This is a genomic window from Campylobacter sp. 2018MI10, assembly GCF_018501175.1.
GTDB lineage: Bacteria > Campylobacterota > Campylobacteria > Campylobacterales > Campylobacteraceae > Campylobacter_E.
This window is the reverse complement of sequence record NZ_JAHCZD010000004.1, coordinates 27,018-44,248: the sequence shown is the minus strand read 5'-3', so window position 1 is coordinate 44,248 and position 17,231 is coordinate 27,018. Positions and strand designations below refer to the sequence as shown.

The 17,231-nt window shown below is 28.2% G+C and carries 15 protein-coding genes and 2 pseudogenes; 13 read left to right on the top strand and 4 right to left on the bottom strand.

Annotated features, from left to right (window positions below):
• Positions 1–142: 142 nt before the first annotated feature.
• From KJR01_RS02845 to KJR01_RS02830, 4 genes are all read left to right on the top strand, one after another.
• Positions 143–1,144 (top strand): Fe(3+) ABC transporter substrate-binding protein, encoded by a 1,002-nt coding sequence (locus KJR01_RS02845; RefSeq protein WP_214116872.1) that lies wholly within the window; start codon positions 143–145, stop codon positions 1,142–1,144.
• A complete protein-coding gene (locus KJR01_RS02840; protein ID WP_350028238.1) occupies positions 1,141–2,730 on the top strand; it encodes an ABC transporter permease in 1,590 nt (529 codons plus the stop codon). Before KJR01_RS02845 ends, KJR01_RS02840 begins: the two co-directional genes overlap by 4 nt.
• Positions 2,727–3,341, top strand: a complete 615-nt coding sequence (locus KJR01_RS02835; protein ID WP_214116868.1) for an ABC transporter ATP-binding protein — start codon at positions 2,727–2,729, stop codon at positions 3,339–3,341. The genes KJR01_RS02840 and KJR01_RS02835 overlap by 4 nt, the downstream gene beginning before the upstream one ends.
• A gap of 93 nt (positions 3,342–3,434) precedes the next feature.
• The gene (locus tag KJR01_RS02830) at positions 3,435–4,637 is read left to right on the top strand and encodes a sugar MFS transporter (RefSeq protein WP_214116866.1); all 1,203 of its coding nucleotides are present in this window, start codon (positions 3,435–3,437) and stop codon (positions 4,635–4,637) included.
• Positions 4,638–4,663: 26 nt separating this feature from the next.
• Here the strand turns inward: KJR01_RS02830 and nhaA are convergent, their stop codons facing one another.
• The 4 genes and pseudogenes from nhaA to KJR01_RS02815 form a co-directional block, all read right to left on the bottom strand.
• A complete protein-coding gene (gene nhaA / locus KJR01_RS02825) occupies positions 4,664–5,791 on the bottom strand; it encodes a Na+/H+ antiporter NhaA (RefSeq protein WP_214116864.1) in 1,128 nt (375 codons plus the stop codon).
• Positions 5,792–6,005: 214 nt separating this feature from the next.
• Positions 6,006–6,347 (bottom strand): annotated as a pseudogene (locus tag KJR01_RS10520) (mechanosensitive ion channel family protein); the annotation flags it as partial.
• 17 nt (positions 6,348–6,364) lie between these two features.
• Positions 6,365–6,800, bottom strand: a pseudogene (locus KJR01_RS10515) (mechanosensitive ion channel family protein); the annotation flags it as partial.
• Positions 6,801–7,714: 914 nt separating this feature from the next.
• The gene (locus KJR01_RS02815; protein ID WP_214116860.1) at positions 7,715–8,353 is read right to left on the bottom strand and encodes a carbonic anhydrase; all 639 of its coding nucleotides are present in this window, start codon (positions 8,351–8,353) and stop codon (positions 7,715–7,717) included.
• 103 nt (positions 8,354–8,456) lie between these two features.
• Here KJR01_RS02815 and KJR01_RS02810 point away from each other — a divergent pair, with 103 nt between their 5' ends.
• From KJR01_RS02810 to KJR01_RS02770, 9 genes are all read left to right on the top strand, one after another.
• Positions 8,457–9,134, top strand: coding sequence for a Bax inhibitor-1/YccA family protein (locus tag KJR01_RS02810; protein WP_214116858.1), 678 nt, complete (start codon positions 8,457–8,459; stop codon positions 9,132–9,134).
• An 88-nt stretch (positions 9,135–9,222) separates the two neighbouring features.
• Positions 9,223–9,540 carry a preprotein translocase subunit SecG gene (gene secG, locus KJR01_RS02805; RefSeq protein WP_214116856.1) on the top strand — a complete coding sequence of 106 codons (318 nt, stop codon included), beginning with the start codon at positions 9,223–9,225 and terminating at the stop codon, positions 9,538–9,540.
• Positions 9,541–9,551: 11 nt separating this feature from the next.
• Complete coding sequence (frr, locus tag KJR01_RS02800) at positions 9,552–10,109, top strand: ribosome recycling factor (protein WP_214116854.1); 558 nt, start codon at positions 9,552–9,554, stop codon at positions 10,107–10,109.
• Between the two features lie 2 nt (positions 10,110–10,111).
• Positions 10,112–10,528: an RDD family protein gene (locus KJR01_RS02795; RefSeq protein ID WP_214116851.1), complete on the top strand. Its 417-nt coding sequence runs from the start codon at positions 10,112–10,114 to the stop codon at positions 10,526–10,528.
• Positions 10,528–11,550, top strand: coding sequence for a ribonucleotide-diphosphate reductase subunit beta (locus tag KJR01_RS02790; protein ID WP_214117055.1), 1,023 nt, complete (start codon positions 10,528–10,530; stop codon positions 11,548–11,550). Before KJR01_RS02795 ends, KJR01_RS02790 begins: the two co-directional genes overlap by 1 nt.
• Positions 11,540–12,175, top strand: coding sequence for a protein-L-isoaspartate(D-aspartate) O-methyltransferase (locus tag KJR01_RS02785; RefSeq protein WP_214116849.1), 636 nt, complete (start codon positions 11,540–11,542; stop codon positions 12,173–12,175). The genes KJR01_RS02790 and KJR01_RS02785 overlap by 11 nt, the downstream gene beginning before the upstream one ends.
• Before the next feature lie 166 nt (positions 12,176–12,341).
• Positions 12,342–14,012, top strand: coding sequence for an OmpP1/FadL family transporter (locus KJR01_RS02780; RefSeq protein ID WP_214116847.1), 1,671 nt, complete (start codon positions 12,342–12,344; stop codon positions 14,010–14,012).
• 13 nt (positions 14,013–14,025) lie between these two features.
• Positions 14,026–15,543, top strand: coding sequence for a long-chain-fatty-acid--CoA ligase (locus KJR01_RS02775; protein WP_214116845.1), 1,518 nt, complete (start codon positions 14,026–14,028; stop codon positions 15,541–15,543).
• On the top strand, positions 15,530–17,194 hold the full coding sequence (locus tag KJR01_RS02770) for an AAA family ATPase (protein WP_214116843.1): 1,665 nt from the start codon (positions 15,530–15,532) through the stop codon (positions 17,192–17,194). Before KJR01_RS02775 ends, KJR01_RS02770 begins: the two co-directional genes overlap by 14 nt.
• The last annotated feature ends 37 nt before the right edge of the window (positions 17,195–17,231 follow it).

Genomic DNA, 17,231 nt, shown 5'->3' with positions numbered 1-17,231 from the left:
CTTATTTTATTATAATTAAATATCATTTAGCAATTTAGTATTATTGATAGTAATTTTTAATTTATTTAAAAATAAAAATAATAATTGTTATAAATTTCTTGCTAATATTTCAATACTTTAAAATATTATTTAAGGAGAAAAATTGAAAAAGTTAGCTTTAACAATTCTAGCAAGTAGTGTGCTTTTGGCAAATGGTGTGGTGAATGTTTATACTTCAAGGCATTATGATTCGGATAAAATCGTATTTGACGCATTTACAGCAAAAACAGGTATCAAGGTTAATTTAGTTCAGGATAAAATTGACCCACTTATAACTAAATTAGAGCAAGAAGGCAAAGATACTCAAGCTGATTTGTTTATGACAGTTGGAGCTGGGGATTTATACAAAGCAAAATCAAAAGGCTTATTACAACCTTACTCATCAAAAATAGTTGATGAAAAAGTTCCTGCAAAATTTAGTGATAAAGACAAAACTTGGGCAGGAGTAACCTATAGAGCTAGAGTATTTGTGTATGACCCAAAACAAATTAGTGAAAAAGACCTTAGCACTTATGAAGCATTAGCTGATGAGAAGTTTAAGGGTAAGGTTTTAACTCGCTCTTCAACAGCTTCATATAACCGCCATTTAATAGCATTTATGATAGCAAAAGATGGGCTTGATAAAACTCAAGATTGGGCTAAAAAATTAGTTGCTAATTTTGCAAGAGAGCCAAAAGGCAATGATAGAGACCAAGCAAAAGCAATTGTAAGTGGCACAGGGGCAATTGCTATTATGAATAGCTATTATCTAGGTAGAATGTCTGTATCAAAAGACCCGATTGAACAAGAAGTATTCAAAAATCTTAAAATATTCTTCCCAAATCAAAACGATGGTGGAACGCATATAAATATAAGTGGAGCAGGTATTACAAAATATGCTAAAAATGTAAAAGAAGCAACCGCTTTAATGGAGTTTTTAGTAAGTAAAGAAGCTCAAGAGATTTTAGCTCAAACAAATTATGAATTCCCAGTAAATAGCGAAGCAAGTCCTGCTGATGTGGTTAAATCATGGGGTGAGTTTAAAGCAAGTGAAATTGATTTTAACGAAATAGCAAAAAATCTTGAAACCGCTCAAGTAGTAGCTGATAAGGCTTTATGGAAGTGAGAAGATTAAGCGATTTTTTAGCTTATTTGATATTATTTATAATATTAATTCCTATTTTTTATATTATATTTTTTATAACACAGCCGATTAAAGAAAATACGGCTGTGTTATTTGATAGCTACTTAGTAGAATATCTAAAAAATACAGGAATTATTTTGTTATTTACCCTGATTTTTTCTACGATTATTGGGGTATTTTTAGCTTATTTTGAGAGTTTTTATGAGTTTAGATTTAGGAAATTTTTTAAGTTTTGCTTGGTTTTACCTTTTGCAATTCCTAGCTATTTGTTTGCCTATGTTTATGCTGATTTTTTCTCTTATTTTTCTTGGTTTAATATATTTTTAAGAGATACATTTAATATTAAAATCCATTTTGATATGATGAATATTTATGGAGTTATTTTTGTATTTTCAATATCGTTTTTTCCTTATACTTACATACTTGCAAGGGGATTTTTAGCTAGATTTGCTTCTAGTTTAATTTATAGTGCAAGAAGTCTAGGTAAAAATGAATTTGAGATATTTTTTAAAGTCATTTTGCCTTTATCAAGACCTGTTATTGTAGCTGGTGCAAGTTTGTGTGCTATGGAGACACTTAATGCTTATGGAGCGCCGAATTATTATGGTCTGCATGTATTTAGCACAGGTATTTATAAAGCTTGGATTGGATATGGGGATTTAAATGCTGCTATTAAATTAGCTGTGATTTTATTATTAATAGTATTTTTTATCTTATTTATTGAGAAAATCACTCAAAGACCTTATGAATTAGGCTCAAAACAATATGCACTAACAAGGACACAACTTAGCAAAAAAGCCGAAATAATTGTGCTTAGCTTGTTTTTTATAATTTTATTTATTAGCTTTATTTTGCCTGTTATTCACATTTTAATATGGTTTAAGAGAAGTTATTTTGATGTTGATTATGCTAATTTATTTGCACTTAGTAAAAATAGCTTTTTTTTAAGTATAGCTTCTAGTGTGATTATTTTGATAATTGCTTTATTTTTAGCGGCAAATCAACGCTTTAAAAACAATAAATCAAAATTAATAATAAGCTCTTTAGCAAATATGGGCTATAGCATTCCTGGTTCTGTTGTGGCTGTTTGTATGCTTGTAATGTTTATTTTCATAGATAGAAGTTTGGCTTCTTTTTATGCTTACTTAGGAATTAATAAGAGTTTGTTTTTAACCTTAAGTCCTGTGATTTTGATATTTGCTTATGTTGTTAGATTTTTATCATTAGGTTTTAATTCAATTAATTCAGGGCTTAATAGACTGCCTAGCTCACTAACTAATGCAAGGCATAGCTTGGGGATAAATCCTTTTAAAGGCTTTTTTAAGGTTGAGTTTGTTTTGATAATTCCTAGTTTGCTTAGTTCATTTATATTGATTTTTATTGAAGTAATTAAAGAATTGCCTTTAGCAAGTTTGCTTGCTACGAGTGATTTTAAAACCCTTTCGTTTGAGATGGATAGATATGCAAGTGATGAGCAGCTTGCTATGGTTAGTGCTCCTGCACTTGTGGTTGTATTAACTTGCTTTATATTATTAGTTATATTTAATTTGATTAAGGAAAGAAAATGAATTATTTTGAGTTTAAAAATGTGAGTTTTGGATACGAAAAGCCACTTTTTACAAATCTTAGCTTTAGTCTAAAACAAGGAGAAAAATTAGCCATACTAGGAGAAAGCGGCAGTGGTAAAAGCACAATTTTAAAGCTAATTGCAGGATTTAACGAGCTAAAACAAGGAGAAATCTTTTTAGATAATGAAAATATTAGCAAAATTCCAGCTTATAAAAGAAATATAGGATTTTTATTCCAAGATTATGCTTTATTCCCGCATTTAAATGTATTAGAAAATGTTATGTTTGGTATAAAAGGTAAAGATAAAAAACAAATTGCCTTAGATATTTTAAATTCTTTAGATATAAAAAATCTTTTTAATTCTTATCCTAAGACTTTAAGCGGTGGTCAACAACAACGCGTTGCACTTGCAAGATGTATTGCTCAAAAGCCTAAATTATTGCTTTTAGATGAGCCTTTTTGTGCATTAGATGCTAATTTACGCTCTAGTGTTAGGACATTTGTTTTGGATTTTTTGAACAATTTAAACTTAACTTGCATTATGGTAACTCACGATTTAGCTGATGTGAATGCTTTTAAATCTTCAGTTTTAACATTAAAATGTGTATAAACTACACACTTTTTGAATTTTTTTACAAAAAGTTATTAAAAATGTTAAAAATTATTTTAAAATGAGCTTTTTAAAATTAATCAAAGGATTATTATGAGAACGCAAAACAACTCATTTTCGCTTGTTATTTTAACAGCGTTATTTTTTATGATGGGCTTTTTAACCGTTTTAAACGATATTTTAATCCCACATCTTAAAGAACTTTTTGAATTAACTTATTTTCAATCGTCTTTAGTTCAATTTTGCTTTTTTGGAGCGTATTTTATAACTTCTGCATTTTTTGGTAAGCTAATTCAAAAAATTGGCTATCAAAATGGTGTTGTAGGTGGATTTTTATTAGCCGCATTAGGTGCTATTTTATTCTATCCTGCAGCAGGAACTCATAGTTATGCTATATTTTTAGGTGCTTTATTTGTTTTAGCTAGTGGGGTAGTGTTACTTCAAGTTACAGGAAATCCTTTCGTTACTTTATTATCACCTAGTGGTAAAGAAGCAAGAAATTTAGCTTTAGTTCAAGCATTTAATTCACTTGGAACAACCGTTGGACCATTTTTTGGTAGCTTATTTATCTTAAGTTCAACTGCAAATCTAAGCTTAGAAGAAAAAATAAGCTCGGTTCAATTACCTTATTTAGGAATTGCAGTTGCACTAATTGTTTTAGGAATTTTTGTGAAGTTTTTCATAAAATTACCTGATGTAAGAATTACAGCAGAAGAAATCAGCGAAAACGCACACGATACAAGAACAAGTGCTTGGCAATATAAACACTTAGTTTTAGGTGCTATTGGGATTTTTTGCTATGTTGGTGCTGAAGTTGCTATCGGCTCATTTTTAATTCTTTATTTAATGCCTATTTTAAATATCACTCAAGTAGAAGGTGCTAGTATGATAGCTTATTATTGGGGTGGAGCTATGGTAGGTCGCTTTATTGGAAGTTATATAATGAATTATATTAAACCTGCTTATTGTTTAGCATTCAATGCAGTTATTGCTATGACGCTTTTATTGTGTGCTATTTTAATTGGTGGAGAATTGGGTGCTTACGCAGTTTTAGGTGTTGGATTTTTTAACTCTATTATGTTTCCAACTATTTTTTCACTTGCTACAAATGGACTTGGTCGCTGCACTTCTCAAGCTTCAGGAATTATTTGTATAGCAATCGTTGGTGGAGCTATTATCCCTCCTATTCAAGGAATGCTTGCTGATATTGTTAATTTACATATATCTTTCATTATTCCTGCGATTTGCTATTTATATATTTTATTCTTTGCAGTTAAAGGCTATAAATGCAAGTAAGAATTTGAATTCAGATTTTTCTGAATTCAAATCTTAAATCTTAACCATAAAAATCCAAGCACAGCAGAACAACAACTAGCACTTAAAACTGCTAATTTTGCACTATTAAAAATTGCTTCATTTCCTTCAAAAACTAATGTATTTATAAAAAAGCTCATTGTAAAGCCAATTCCTGTTAATATACTAGCTCCGTATAAAATCTTTTTGCTAGATGGTAAGGTTGCACCTAGTTTATTAGCAAGTAAGCAAAAACTAAATACTCCTAATTGTTTTCCAATAAATAAACCAAAAAATATTCCAAAAAATACACTATTTAAATTGTCTAAATTAAACTCAAGCAATACCCCAGCATTAAATAAAGCAAATATAGGCAATATTGCATAATTTACATAAGGGGTTAAATCGTGCATAATTTGCTCTAAAAATTCTTTATTGTCTTTAGTATGTAAAGGGATAAAAAATGCACAAAGCATTCCAGCTAAAGTAGTATGAACCCCACTTTCTAAAACACAAACCCAAATAAAAGCACCTACTATTAAATAAAACATTTTGTAAGTACAATGGAAAATATTTAATATAAATAATAACCCAACACCAATAGAGCCTAAAACAAGAGAAATATATAAAAGGTCATTTGTATAAAATATCGCAATTATAATAATTGCAGCAATATCATCAAATATTGCAAGGCTTAATAAAAATACTCTTACACTATTTGGAACATAGTTCTTTAGCATTAATAAAATAGCAATAGCAAACGCTGTATCAGTTCCTGTTGGAATTGCAAATCCACTTAATCTATAAGTATCAAAAAAATTAAATATAGAATATATTAAAGCAGGAACCATAATTCCACCTAAAGCACCAGCAAGCGGTAATAATCTTTTGCTATTTGTATTTAGTTCTCCGCATAGAATTTCTTTTTTTACTTCAAGTCCAATCCAAAAGAAAAATATAGCAACCAATCCATCATTTACCCATAAAAACAATGGTTTGCTTAAAGAATAATCTAAAAAGCTAATAGATGCTCTAGCTTCTAAACAAGCATTGTAAAATTCACTAAATGAAGAATTTTTTAAAAATATTGCTAAAAATGTCATAAATAATAATAAAAATGCAGGTAAAAGTTCGTTGTTTTTTATTTTTGATAACATTTCTCTCCTTTTAAATAAATTAAATAAAACATTCTTAGTAAAAAATGCTTGATTTAAAGAATTGTAAAGGTTTTAAAAGCGATATTTACTCTGATAATAATTAAAAAAAATAAATAAAAGTTTATAAAAAATAATAATTTTTATTATTTAATAATTTAAAAATAAAATTAAAATTCCTATTTTAAATTCTTGAATTTAAAATAGGATATTTGAATTATTTTGTTGTATCTGGAAGTTTTTCAATATAAAGGCTAGTTGAAGGGAAAGCAAAACTTAGACCATTTTTCTCAACTATTTTCATAATTTCCATTAATATTTTGCTTTTTTCATCATAATATTGTTTAGCACTAACGCTTTTTATATAAAAGTATAGCTCTACATTGATACTACTTGCAGCAAAATCATCTAGCCAAACATAAATTGATGATTTAAAGCCTTCTAAATCATTGACAGAAATTAAATTTTGTTTGTAATAATTTTTGTTTTTGTGTTGAAATACATCATCGTTTTCGTTAGCAATTATATTATTGCTTGTCAGCAATTCTTTTATATCGTTTATAAAATTTTGTATTTGCTCTGTGCTTGCGTCGTATGTCAAGCCAACGCTCATTCTTACTCTTCTACCATATTTTCTTTTTGAATAATTTTTTATGTTTCCATTTAATATCGTAGAATTTGGGATAAATACTAAGCAGTTATCAAAAGTTCTTATGGTTGTTTTCCTAAGACCTGTTTCAACTATTGTTCCTTCTATTCCGTTAATTTCTACCCAATCACTTTGAGAAAATGAATTATCAAATAACATTAAAACAGAAGCAAAAAAGTTAGCGATAATATCTTTTGCAGCAAGTGCAACTGCTAAACCACCAATACCTAATGAAGCAATAATTGCTGAAATATCAAAACCTAATTTAGCAAGTATGATTAATATAGCTATGAAGACTATTATAAAATATAGTATTTTTAGCATAAGATTTATTATTTCTTTTTTACCGCTTCTTTTAGCAATTTTTGAAATAATTATTACTCCGTATCCATCTAAGATAGTTATTAATAACCAAGTAAATGCCATAGTATTAATAATGCCAAATAGCGTTAGTATAAGTGTCATAATTGGAGCAGGATAGAACGCTATTAGAAAACATAACCATAAACCATATATATAAAATAAAGCAATTAATGGTTTTGTTGATTTTTGCAATAATTGCAATGAATGATCATCATGGTTTTTCTTAAATACTCTTAAAATTATTGTAAAAATTATTTTAAGAACTAATTTTTTTAATAAAAATATAAATAGCATTATAAGAGTGCATATTATCACTTTACCAGGATTTATATAATTATTTACTTCTTCTGGAAAATATGAATTAAATTTGCTTAAAAATTTATTAGTATCTAGTTGCTTAAAAATATCATTAGTGGTAAATATATCTGTATTTAGTCTAAGATATGTTAAAAGTTCTGTATAAGAATTGATTTTAATTTTTACCTCTTGGTTATCACTTGTATAATTACTAATCGTTTTTATGCGTTCATCTATTAGATTTTTTAAATCTGTTTTATGCTCTTCTTTAGAATTTAGATAAGAAATAATTTCTAATAAACATTCATAAAAATTTTGTTCTACTGCTTGTAAAATTTTATCATTATTAGTTTTTTTAATATCTTTTAATATGTTTTTGTCTAAATTCTCTGGTGTAATTAGGGTTGGAAATATTGCTAAGATTTGATTTTTTTCATTTTTTAATTCTTTGATTTCAGAATTTATTTTGAGTTTATTTTGGCTGTTTTCATCTTTTTCATCAGCTAAAAATTTATTTAATTCTTCTATTTTTATGTTTTTAGTAGAAAAATTATCAATATTATTTAATAGCTCATTAGAATATAAAAAAACCCCAAATAATAGTATAAATAAAATTCTCATTTAATATCCTTTAATGGCTTAAAGTGCCCGTCATTAGGGCAGTATTCATAGATTTCTCCTGTTTCTATTAAAAAATACCAAGCTCTAATTTTTAATTTATTCTCATCAATTCTTTTTTGAACTTCAGGATAGCCTAATAAATTCTCATAGCTATTTAAAATATTTGCTTTTTCTATCATCCAAGACCTTAATGCGTATTGGCCTTCGTAGTGGTTTAGTTCTAATGTAAAATCAACTTGTTGTTTAATATCATCAATTAAAGAAACCCATTTTTTTACGTTAGGTAAAAGTTCTGCTTTTTTACTAGGAATATCTTTACATCCACCGCAGTTGCTATGCCCACATATTATTACATTTTCAACATTTAACGCATATAAAGCATATTCAATAGCTGAAGTTGTTGCTAAATATTCATCTTTTACACGATATGGTGGGATAATATTTGCTATATTTCTTACAACAAATAATTCTCCTGGAACTGTTGAAGTTATTAGATTAGGAATTACTCTTGAATCAGCACAACCTATAAATAATGTATGTGGATTTTGCTCTTCTTTTAAATCTTTAAATAAGTCTTTATGTTCTAAAAACCCTTCTTGCATAAATTGCAATGCGCCTTTTATTAATTTATCCATTTTTTATCCTTGTTAAAAAGCGAAATTATATAAAAAAATTTCAATGAGATATTAACTAACTTAGTTATAATCAAGTGCATTTAATAATAACAAGGAGACAATTATGAGTTTATACGAAAGAACTCGTGCTAGTTCAGCAATTCGCTCAGATGCTGCTATTTTTGTAAGAGATACATATATGTATTTTGCACTTTCACTAGTTGCAGCTACTTTAGGAGCTTATTTAGGTGCTACTTATTTAGCTAGTTTTTTAGTTGGCAATATTTGGGCTAGTATAGGAACGCTTATAGTAGAAATTGCCTTAATTATGATATTAAATAGAAAAAGTGAGGTAACTAATGGTGCTATTGCTATGCTATTTGCATTTGCATTTATTAGTGGATTAAGCCTTACTGGAATTATTTATATTACTTTACAAAGTCAAGCAGGTGCTACAATTATTGCTCAAGCTTTATTCTTAACAACTTTAGCTTTTGCAGGTCTTAGTGTTTTTGCATTTACAACCAAAAGAGATTTTAGCGTTTTTGCTAAAGGATTTTTTATAGTTTTATTAATTATGATAGGTGCGTCTTTATTAAATCTATTTTTCCAAAGCCACCTTTTACATTTAATAGTTTCTTGTGTTGGAGCAATAGTATTTAGCTTCTTTATCATTTATGATACTCAAATGATAATTCGTGGAGCTTATCAAACACCAATTCAAGGTGCAATTGCTTTATACCTTGACTTTATTAATTTATTTATATCTTTATTAAATATCTTAAGAAGCATTAGAGACTAATTTTTAAGCCTTCAATTTTGAAGGCTTTAACTTATTTTAAATTTTATAACATATAATACAAACTTTATTTTTAAACGAAAGAAGTAATATGAACACAATTTTTATCGCAATTCAATTTATTTTAGTAGTTATTATTTGTGCTTGCGTTCTTATGCAAAAAAGCTCAAGTATAGGCTTAGGTGCTTATAGTGGTTCTAATGAGAGCTTATTTGGAGCTAAAGGTCCTGCTGGTTTTTTAGCAAAATTTACTTTTATTATAGGAGTTTTGCTAGTAGCTAATACTATTTATTTAAGCTATAGTTATAACACTAAAACTGGTGAAAGTCTAGTAAATAAACTAGAAAATGCTAGCAAACAACTTAATGACACTAATCAGCCTAAAGCATTACCAGAATCAATTAAATAAAAGGAATACTAATGTTAAATGATATTTATTCAAAACAAAAAGAACAAAACGAAAAAGCTCACAATTCTTTAAAAAAAGATTTTATGACTTTAAGAACAGGTAAAGTAAATATTTCTATATTAGATAATGTTTTTGTAGATTATTATGGAACTCCAACTCCATTAAATCAAGTTGCAACCGTGTTAGCAACTGATGCAACGACAATTACTATTAGTCCTTGGGAAAAATCTATGATTAAGGCTATAGATACTGCTATAAAAGCAGCAAATATCGGTGTAAATCCTAATGCTGATGCTGATGGAGTTAAATTATTTTTCCCACCAATGACTAAAGAGCAAAGAGAAGAAAATGCTAAAGCTGCAAAAGCAATGGGAGAAAAATGCAAAGTAGCTATTAGAAATATTAGAAAAGACGCTAATGATGCTGTAAAAAAATTAGAAAAAGATAAAGCAGTAAGCGAAGATGAAGCTAAAAAAGCTTACGATGAAGTTCAAAAATTAACAGATGCGGCAATAGCTAAGACTGATGAATTAGTTAAAGAAAAAGAAACACAATTACTTAAAGTTTAAAAATGGCAAAGGCTAAGGTAAGTTTAGCTAGCCTTTATGATAAATTAAAAGCTGGCATTGTTGATATGTTTATGATAATGATGCCAATACAATACTTCACTACCTATATCTTAGTAGGTAGTGCTAGTGAGTATAGACAAAATCAATCTTTTATATTATTTGCAACCATTACTTATCTTTTAGTTTTATTTTTACTTTTATTTTTTAAAGGTCAGAGTTTAGGGTATAAATATTTAGGTTTGCATTTAAGAAATAAAAATGGTAAAAAAGCAAGTTTATTTCAAGTTTTTATTAGATTGGTATTGTTTGTGCTTACATTTTCTTTATTATTTGGTATTTTATTTCCATTTTTTAGAAAAGATAGGCAATATATACACGATTTATTTTCAAACACAATAGTCCTTAAGGAGAACAAATGATGGATAGAAAAAGAATTTATAATCCACAAAGTAATGAAGATTTAACATCAAGAAGAGTATTTGGTGGAAATCCACAAGGTATATTAAATTTTACAAAAGCAAAATATGAGTGGGCTTTAAAATTATGGGATTTAATGGAAGCTAATACTTGGTTTCCTAGAGAAGTTGATACTACAAAAGATGCACTTGATTATAAATGTAATTTAACTTCAAGTGAAAAAAGAATGTATGATTTAGTATGGAGCCAACTAATTTCTATGGATAGTTTTCAAACCAATAACCTTGCTGACAATATCAACCCTTATATAACAGCTCCAGAGATTAATGCAGTATTAGCAAGACAAGCTTACGAAGAAGCAAATCATTCAAAAAGTTATGCGGTAATGGTTGAAGCTATTTGTGATGATACTGATTTAATATATGAAATGGAAAAGCACGACGCTACTTTAAGAAAGAAAAATGATTTTATTTCAAGTTTATATGAAGAACTTGCAGGAGATGTAACTGATGAAAAGTTACTATATGCAATGGTTGCGAATCAAATTCTAGAAGGAATTTATTTTTATAGTGGCTTTACTGCAATTTACGCACTAGCTCGTGCAGGTAAAATGCTAGGTTCTGCTCAAATGGTAAGATTTATTCAAAGAGATGAAATCACTCACTTATTGTTGTTTCAAAATATGATTAATTCAGTTAGAAAAGAAAGACCTGATTTATTTAACGAAAAAACAATTGCTAAAATTTATGAAATGTTTGAAAGAGCTGCAGAGCTTGAAATTGAATGGGGTAAATACATTACTCAAAATCAAATTATGGGCTTTACTGATGATATAATTACTGAATATATTCATTATTTAGTAGATTTAAGACTTAGCTCAATCGGACTTGATAAAAAATATAATGCAAAACATCCTATTAAATGGGTTGATGACTTTTCTAAATTTAACGACCAAAAGAGTAACTTTTTTGAAAGTAAAGTTACAAATTATAGTAAAGGAAGCTTGAGTTTTGATGATTTTTAAGGATATTTACGAACAGCAAAAATGTGCTAGACTTGCTGAAAATATTGCAAATGAAGTTAATATTAGCAATGAGATTAAACAAGCATTTGCTAATACACCAAGAGAAATTTTTATGCCTATGAGTAATTTTGCTTATGAGCTTCACGCAATGCCGCTTAGCTCAAATCAATGGATTAGCTCACCAATAACAGTAGCAAAGATGACAGCAGCACTAGAGCCTGTTGGTGCTGATAGTGTGCTTGAGATTGGTTGTGGTAGCGGGTATCAAGCTGCACTTTTGAGTAATCTTATTAGAAGAGTTTTTTCTCTTGAGAGAATAAAGGAATTATCAAATAAAGCAATAAAAAATCTTGATACAATCAAGGCAAATGTATATGTTCGCCACGCCGATGGAAATAATGGGCTTAAAAATTATGCACCTTATGAGAGAATTTTACTATCTGCATATACAAATAAAGTTCCTGATGTATTATTTACTCAACTTGAAGTTGGTGGAATTTTAGTAGCTCCTGTTGGAAATGAAAATAAACAATATATTACTAAGTATATTAAGCATAAAGATAGAATAGAAGAAATCATTCTTGATTCTTGCACTTTTGTTCCTATGTTAAGTGGTGTTGAATAGTAATTTAACATCACTTTTTAATCTTTATTTTTACTCAAAATATTTTTAATCTACATTTATTTGTATAATTAGCTTAATAAGGTAAAAATTATCCTTTGTAAAGAAAAATTAATTTTAAAAATATATAATCGAAACTTTATTTAAAAATTAAGGACAAATTGAGTCAATGAATAAGGTTTTCTTATCATTTGTTGTTAGTGGTAGCTTACTAGCATCAAATTATAAGCTAGTTCCATTGAGTGCTGATGGAGTAGCTTTATCTAGCTCAAATTTAGCAAAGAGTTTTAGTGCCGATGCGGCTTTTATAAATCCAGCAAATATGGGATTTTTAGGACAAAATCCACAATTGCATTTTAGTTCAAATTTTTACAATGCTGCTGGCTCAAGATTTACAAATGAATTGGTAAATGGTTTAGATGGCGAACCATATTATAACGCCACTGATGCACACGGAAAAGAGTTTTCGTTCTTTATACCAACACTTGCATTTGTTTATCCTATTAACGAGCAACATTTTGTTGGATTTGCAGGTTATACTGATTTTGCTGCTGTTTATGGATGGAATAGTGATTATGCAAAAGCACTTGCTAATAATATGGATATTCGTGGTGGAACTGCAGCTATTTCCTATGCTTATAAGCCTATTGATGAATTAAGTTTGGGTGCAAGTTTAACATTAAATCATACTAGAATCAAATTTAATATTTTAAAAGATAATGCAAAAAATCCTAGATATATTCCAACAGATATTAGTAGTGTAAATAGAGTTTGGGTTGATGAAAAAGGTAATGCACATCCTTATTCTTGGGTATATGAAGGAGATGCTAGGGTAGATAATGGTTATAAATTTGGATACAAATTATCTTTAACTTATGTTCCTAAATATTTTGATGATAAATTAAGATTTTCATTACTTTACAATTCTTCTTATAAAAATAAGTTTGAAGGTAATATTGATTTTAAAATGTCAAAGTTTGGAATGTTTGATTTTGCAAATAATTTATCTCCAAAAAATCAAGAACAATTTAATTCCATGCAAATGTCTATTCAAGAGTTAGCAGCTATGAGTATTGGATTGGCTGGTCTTATGAGTGAAGTATATAAAATAGACCCTAACACTGGTTCTATAGTTGGAACTTTACCTACTCAAGATAGTAAAGTTGGTTATAATGGTTATGTGAGTGCTAATTTCTTATATCCTGCTAATGCTAATTTTGGTATTGCCTATGAATATGGTAAACACGAGTTTATGTTTAATATGGGAAGAACATTTTGGAGTAAAGCAAAAACATTGGATTTAAAAATAAATTCACCAGAAATTCCACAATCATTAAAGCTCGCAACAATGCAATTTATGCAAAAGTGTGCAGTACCTGGTAATGATTGTAATACTATTGAAGGTTTTCAAAAAGTTGCTATGAGTATAGGTGCTACTTTAGACCCTAAAGATAAGCAAGCTATTGAAGAGTATTTTTTATCATCATTTTTACAAAGTAGTTTAGAACAAGGTTGGAGAGATACAACATTACTTAGCTTTGGTTATAGATATAACTATGATAAAGAATTATCGCTTATGCTAGGTTTTTCTACAGAAGATAGTCCAGTAAGACGCGAGAAAATAAGCTTTTTAGCAAAAGATAGTAGAATGTATATGTATTCTTTAGGACTTGAATATAGATTAAACAAAAACTTAAAAGTAACAGGAGCGGGAGCATATCAACACTATGCTGATGTTAAAGTAAATAATGTTACTGATAATATTTTGATACAGACTAAAGGTAAGTTTTCAAATCAATCAAATCAGATTGTAAATGTTGGTATCAATTATGAGTTTTAATTAAAGGATGTAAATGCAAAATTATTATGAATACTTAGAACATTATTCTAATTTAAGTAGAGTTGCTATTTTTGATGCAAATGGAAAAATAAGCTTTAAAGAGTTAAAAACTCATGTAGATAAAATGATAGCTTTTTTGCAAAATCAAGGCGTTAAAAGTGGTGACAATGTAGCTTTTATTATGAGTAATTGTAAAGAATTTATGATTTTATATTTTGCAATAGCATCTTTAAAAGCAGTCGCAGTTCCTATTAATACTATGCTAAAATGTGAAGAATATGAGTATATTATTAAAGACTGCGATGCAAAATTATTAATAGTTTCAAAAGATATTAAAGAAGCTGCTGAATTAGCTAATGAATTTAAAGATATTTTAATATACCATTCTTTTGATGATAATTTAAAAGATGGATATTTAGCGAGTTATTTAGATTATGCACCTGTTTATAATTTTAAGTGTGAAGCTAGTATTGATGATAGCGTTCATATAATTTATACTTCAGGAACAACAGGTCTTCCTAAAGGAGTTTTATTAAGCTATAAAAATATTTTATCAAATATCAAATCAGCTCAACATGATTTTAAAATAAAATCATCAGATAGAGCCATAGCGTATTTGCCTATGTTTCATAGTTTTACTTTAACAGCAGTTTGTTTATTACCTTTACTTTCGGGTTGTTCGCTTGTAATTGAGCGTTCTGTTTTACCTTTTTCAAATGTTATAAAACAAATTCTATTAAAAAGAGTTACGATATTATTTTCAGTTCCTGTGATACTAAATGCTTTATTAAAGGCAAAGTTACCTTGGTATTTTATGTGGTTTCATAAAATTAGAATTATAGTATCAGGCTCTAGTGCCTTAAGTGAAGGAACTCTTAAAGCCTATAAGGAAAAATTTAAAAGAACCGCAGTTTTAGAAGGCTATGGATTAAGCGAATGTTCTCCAGTAGTTGCGGTAAATCGCCTAGATAAGCAAAAGGTTAATTCAGTAGGTTTGCCATTACACGGGTATCAAGTAAAAGTAGTAGATGATGATTTAAAAGAATTACCTATCGGAGAAGTAGGGGAGTTAATCGTAAAGGGTGATTGTGTAATGCAAGGCTATTACAATAAACCTGAATTAACCAATGAAGTAATAGAAGGCGAGTGGCTTAAAACAGGTGATATTGCAAGACTTGATGAAGATGGATTTATTTATATAGTAGATAGGAAAAAAGACATAATAATTGCAAAAGGAATGAATATATATCCAAGAGAAATTGAAGATATTATTATGCAATTAGATGAAGTTGATTCTTGTGCTGTTATAGGTGTTAAGGATAGTGAGTTAGATGAAAGCGTTGTTGCTTATGTTTGTTTAAAAGAAGGTGCTACACTAAACGCTCAAGAAATTCAAAAGTATCTTAAAAAGTATTTAGCAAATTATAAAGTTCCTAAAACTATAATTTTTAAGTGCGAATTACCAAAAAATGCTGCTGGAAAAGTATTGAAAAAAGAATTAAAAAAAGAGTTAGAAATTGGAAAAAATTAAAGAGTTTTTAAGTAATAATTACGAAGAGAGTTTTTTATATTTAAAGTTATTAAATCAAGGTCTATCTAAAGAAGCGTGCATTATATTAAGAACAATGCTAAATAAAACTATAAAATCTCGTTTTGGGATAAAGTTTCATAGCATTGTAGAAGATGCGTTTAATGCTAATACTACTGCTCAAATGGTTTCGTATTTACCAAATTTCGTTGAGCTATATGAGAAAAAATTTATTCAAGAAGCAAGCGGAAAGCAGTTTAATTATAAAGATAATGCAGGGCTTATTTTATTTCAGTCAATAGCACTTACAAGATATGCTCATGTATTTTTTAACCTTGCTAATGAATTTGATGGAGCAAGATTAATTAGTGATAATGAATTAGAAGAATATAAACATAAGCCTTATACTGATTTAAGCGTTTATTTAAATGATTGCTTTGATATGATTGATGCTAGGATTAAATTAGAGTTTTTAACATCGGATTTAAGACTTGATTTGATTAATACAAGGCTTAAAAATAGCCCAAAATTTCATAATCCTTTTAATGAAATTATGAAAGATTATGATTTGAGTGCCGAAGAAACTCTTATATTAATGGCTTTATTAAAAGAAGAATTAACAGGCTCTAAAAAACCACTTCATTATGAAGAATTATTAAGCATAATCAATCCGTATCAATTAGAAAAGATTAGAAATTATGAATTATTAAGTGATGATTCTAAGTTGCTTAGCAATGAATTAATTGAATATGTTGGTAATGATAATAGATTTATTATAAGTGATAATGCTTTAAAATACTTTTTCCCAAATAAAGGTGAAAATATTAAAGCTATTGTAGAAGAATTAAATTTCTTTGAATATTTAGAAATAAATGAAATAGATTTAATAGTTAGTAAAGATATTAGCGATTTAGCAACAAGTCTTAAAAAACGCTCAACCAAAAGTGTGGCAAAAAGATTGAAAGATTGGGGCATAGTAAAAGATGATATTTTAAGAGCTAATATAATTTTTTATGGACCTCCAGGCACGGGTAAGACTATGAGTGCTAGTTATTTAGCAAAAACTTTAAAAAGAGAAATTATCACACTAGATTGCTCTAAAGTATTAGATAAGTATGTAGGAGAGAGTGAGAAAAATGTTCGTGCTATTTTTGATAATTATAAAATAATTAGCAAAAGCGTTAAAACTCCACCTATTTTATTATTAAACGAGGCCGATCAATTTTTAAGCACTAGAAGTGTAGCAAGTCACGGAAGTGAATTAATGCATAATCAAATGCAAAATATTTTCTTAGAACAACTAGAAAAATTTGATGGCATTGTAATAGCTACAACTAACTTTTTAGATAGTTTAGACCCAGCATTTTCAAGGAGATTTGAGTATAAAATCAAATTCTCAAATCCAACAGAAATAGAGCGTGAGAAGATTTGGAAATTACACTTACCAAAAAATGCGGAATTTGAATCAGGATTTAAAGTAGAAGATTTAAAAAGTTATGAATTAAGTGGAGCACAGATTAAAATGGTTGTTAAAAATACTGCTATAAAAGTTGCTCAAGGCGATGGAATTTTTAGATTAGATGATTTTAAAGAAAGTATTCAAAAAGAACTAAATAGCGATTTTTCTAAAGAAATTAAAATGGGCTTTAATTAATCAATAGCCCTTATAATAAAATAAACTACGAAAGGAA

Excerpts from the sequence above, each read along its gene's own strand:
- KJR01_RS02815 (WP_214116860.1), bottom strand. The coding sequence starts at position 8,353 with ATGGATAAATTAATAAAAGGCGCATTGCAATTTATGCAAGAAGGGTTT.
- KJR01_RS02835 (WP_214116868.1), top strand. The coding sequence starts at position 2,727 with ATGAATTATTTTGAGTTTAAAAATGTGAGTTTTGGATACGAAAAGCCA.
- nhaA (WP_214116864.1), bottom strand. The coding sequence starts at position 5,791 with ATGTTATCAAAAATAAAAAACAACGAACTTTTACCTGCATTTTTATTA.
- KJR01_RS02810 (WP_214116858.1), top strand. The coding sequence starts at position 8,457 with ATGAGTTTATACGAAAGAACTCGTGCTAGTTCAGCAATTCGCTCAGAT.
- KJR01_RS02795 (WP_214116851.1), top strand. The coding sequence starts at position 10,112 with ATGGCAAAGGCTAAGGTAAGTTTAGCTAGCCTTTATGATAAATTAAAA.
- KJR01_RS02775 (WP_214116845.1), top strand. The coding sequence starts at position 14,026 with ATGCAAAATTATTATGAATACTTAGAACATTATTCTAATTTAAGTAGA.
- secG (WP_214116856.1), top strand. The coding sequence starts at position 9,223 with ATGAACACAATTTTTATCGCAATTCAATTTATTTTAGTAGTTATTATT.
- frr (WP_214116854.1), top strand. The coding sequence starts at position 9,552 with ATGTTAAATGATATTTATTCAAAACAAAAAGAACAAAACGAAAAAGCT.
- KJR01_RS02780 (WP_214116847.1), top strand. The coding sequence starts at position 12,342 with ATGAATAAGGTTTTCTTATCATTTGTTGTTAGTGGTAGCTTACTAGCA.
- KJR01_RS02785 (WP_214116849.1), top strand. The coding sequence starts at position 11,540 with ATGATTTTTAAGGATATTTACGAACAGCAAAAATGTGCTAGACTTGCT.
- KJR01_RS02830 (WP_214116866.1), top strand. The coding sequence starts at position 3,435 with ATGAGAACGCAAAACAACTCATTTTCGCTTGTTATTTTAACAGCGTTA.
- KJR01_RS02790 (WP_214117055.1), top strand. The coding sequence starts at position 10,528 with ATGGATAGAAAAAGAATTTATAATCCACAAAGTAATGAAGATTTAACA.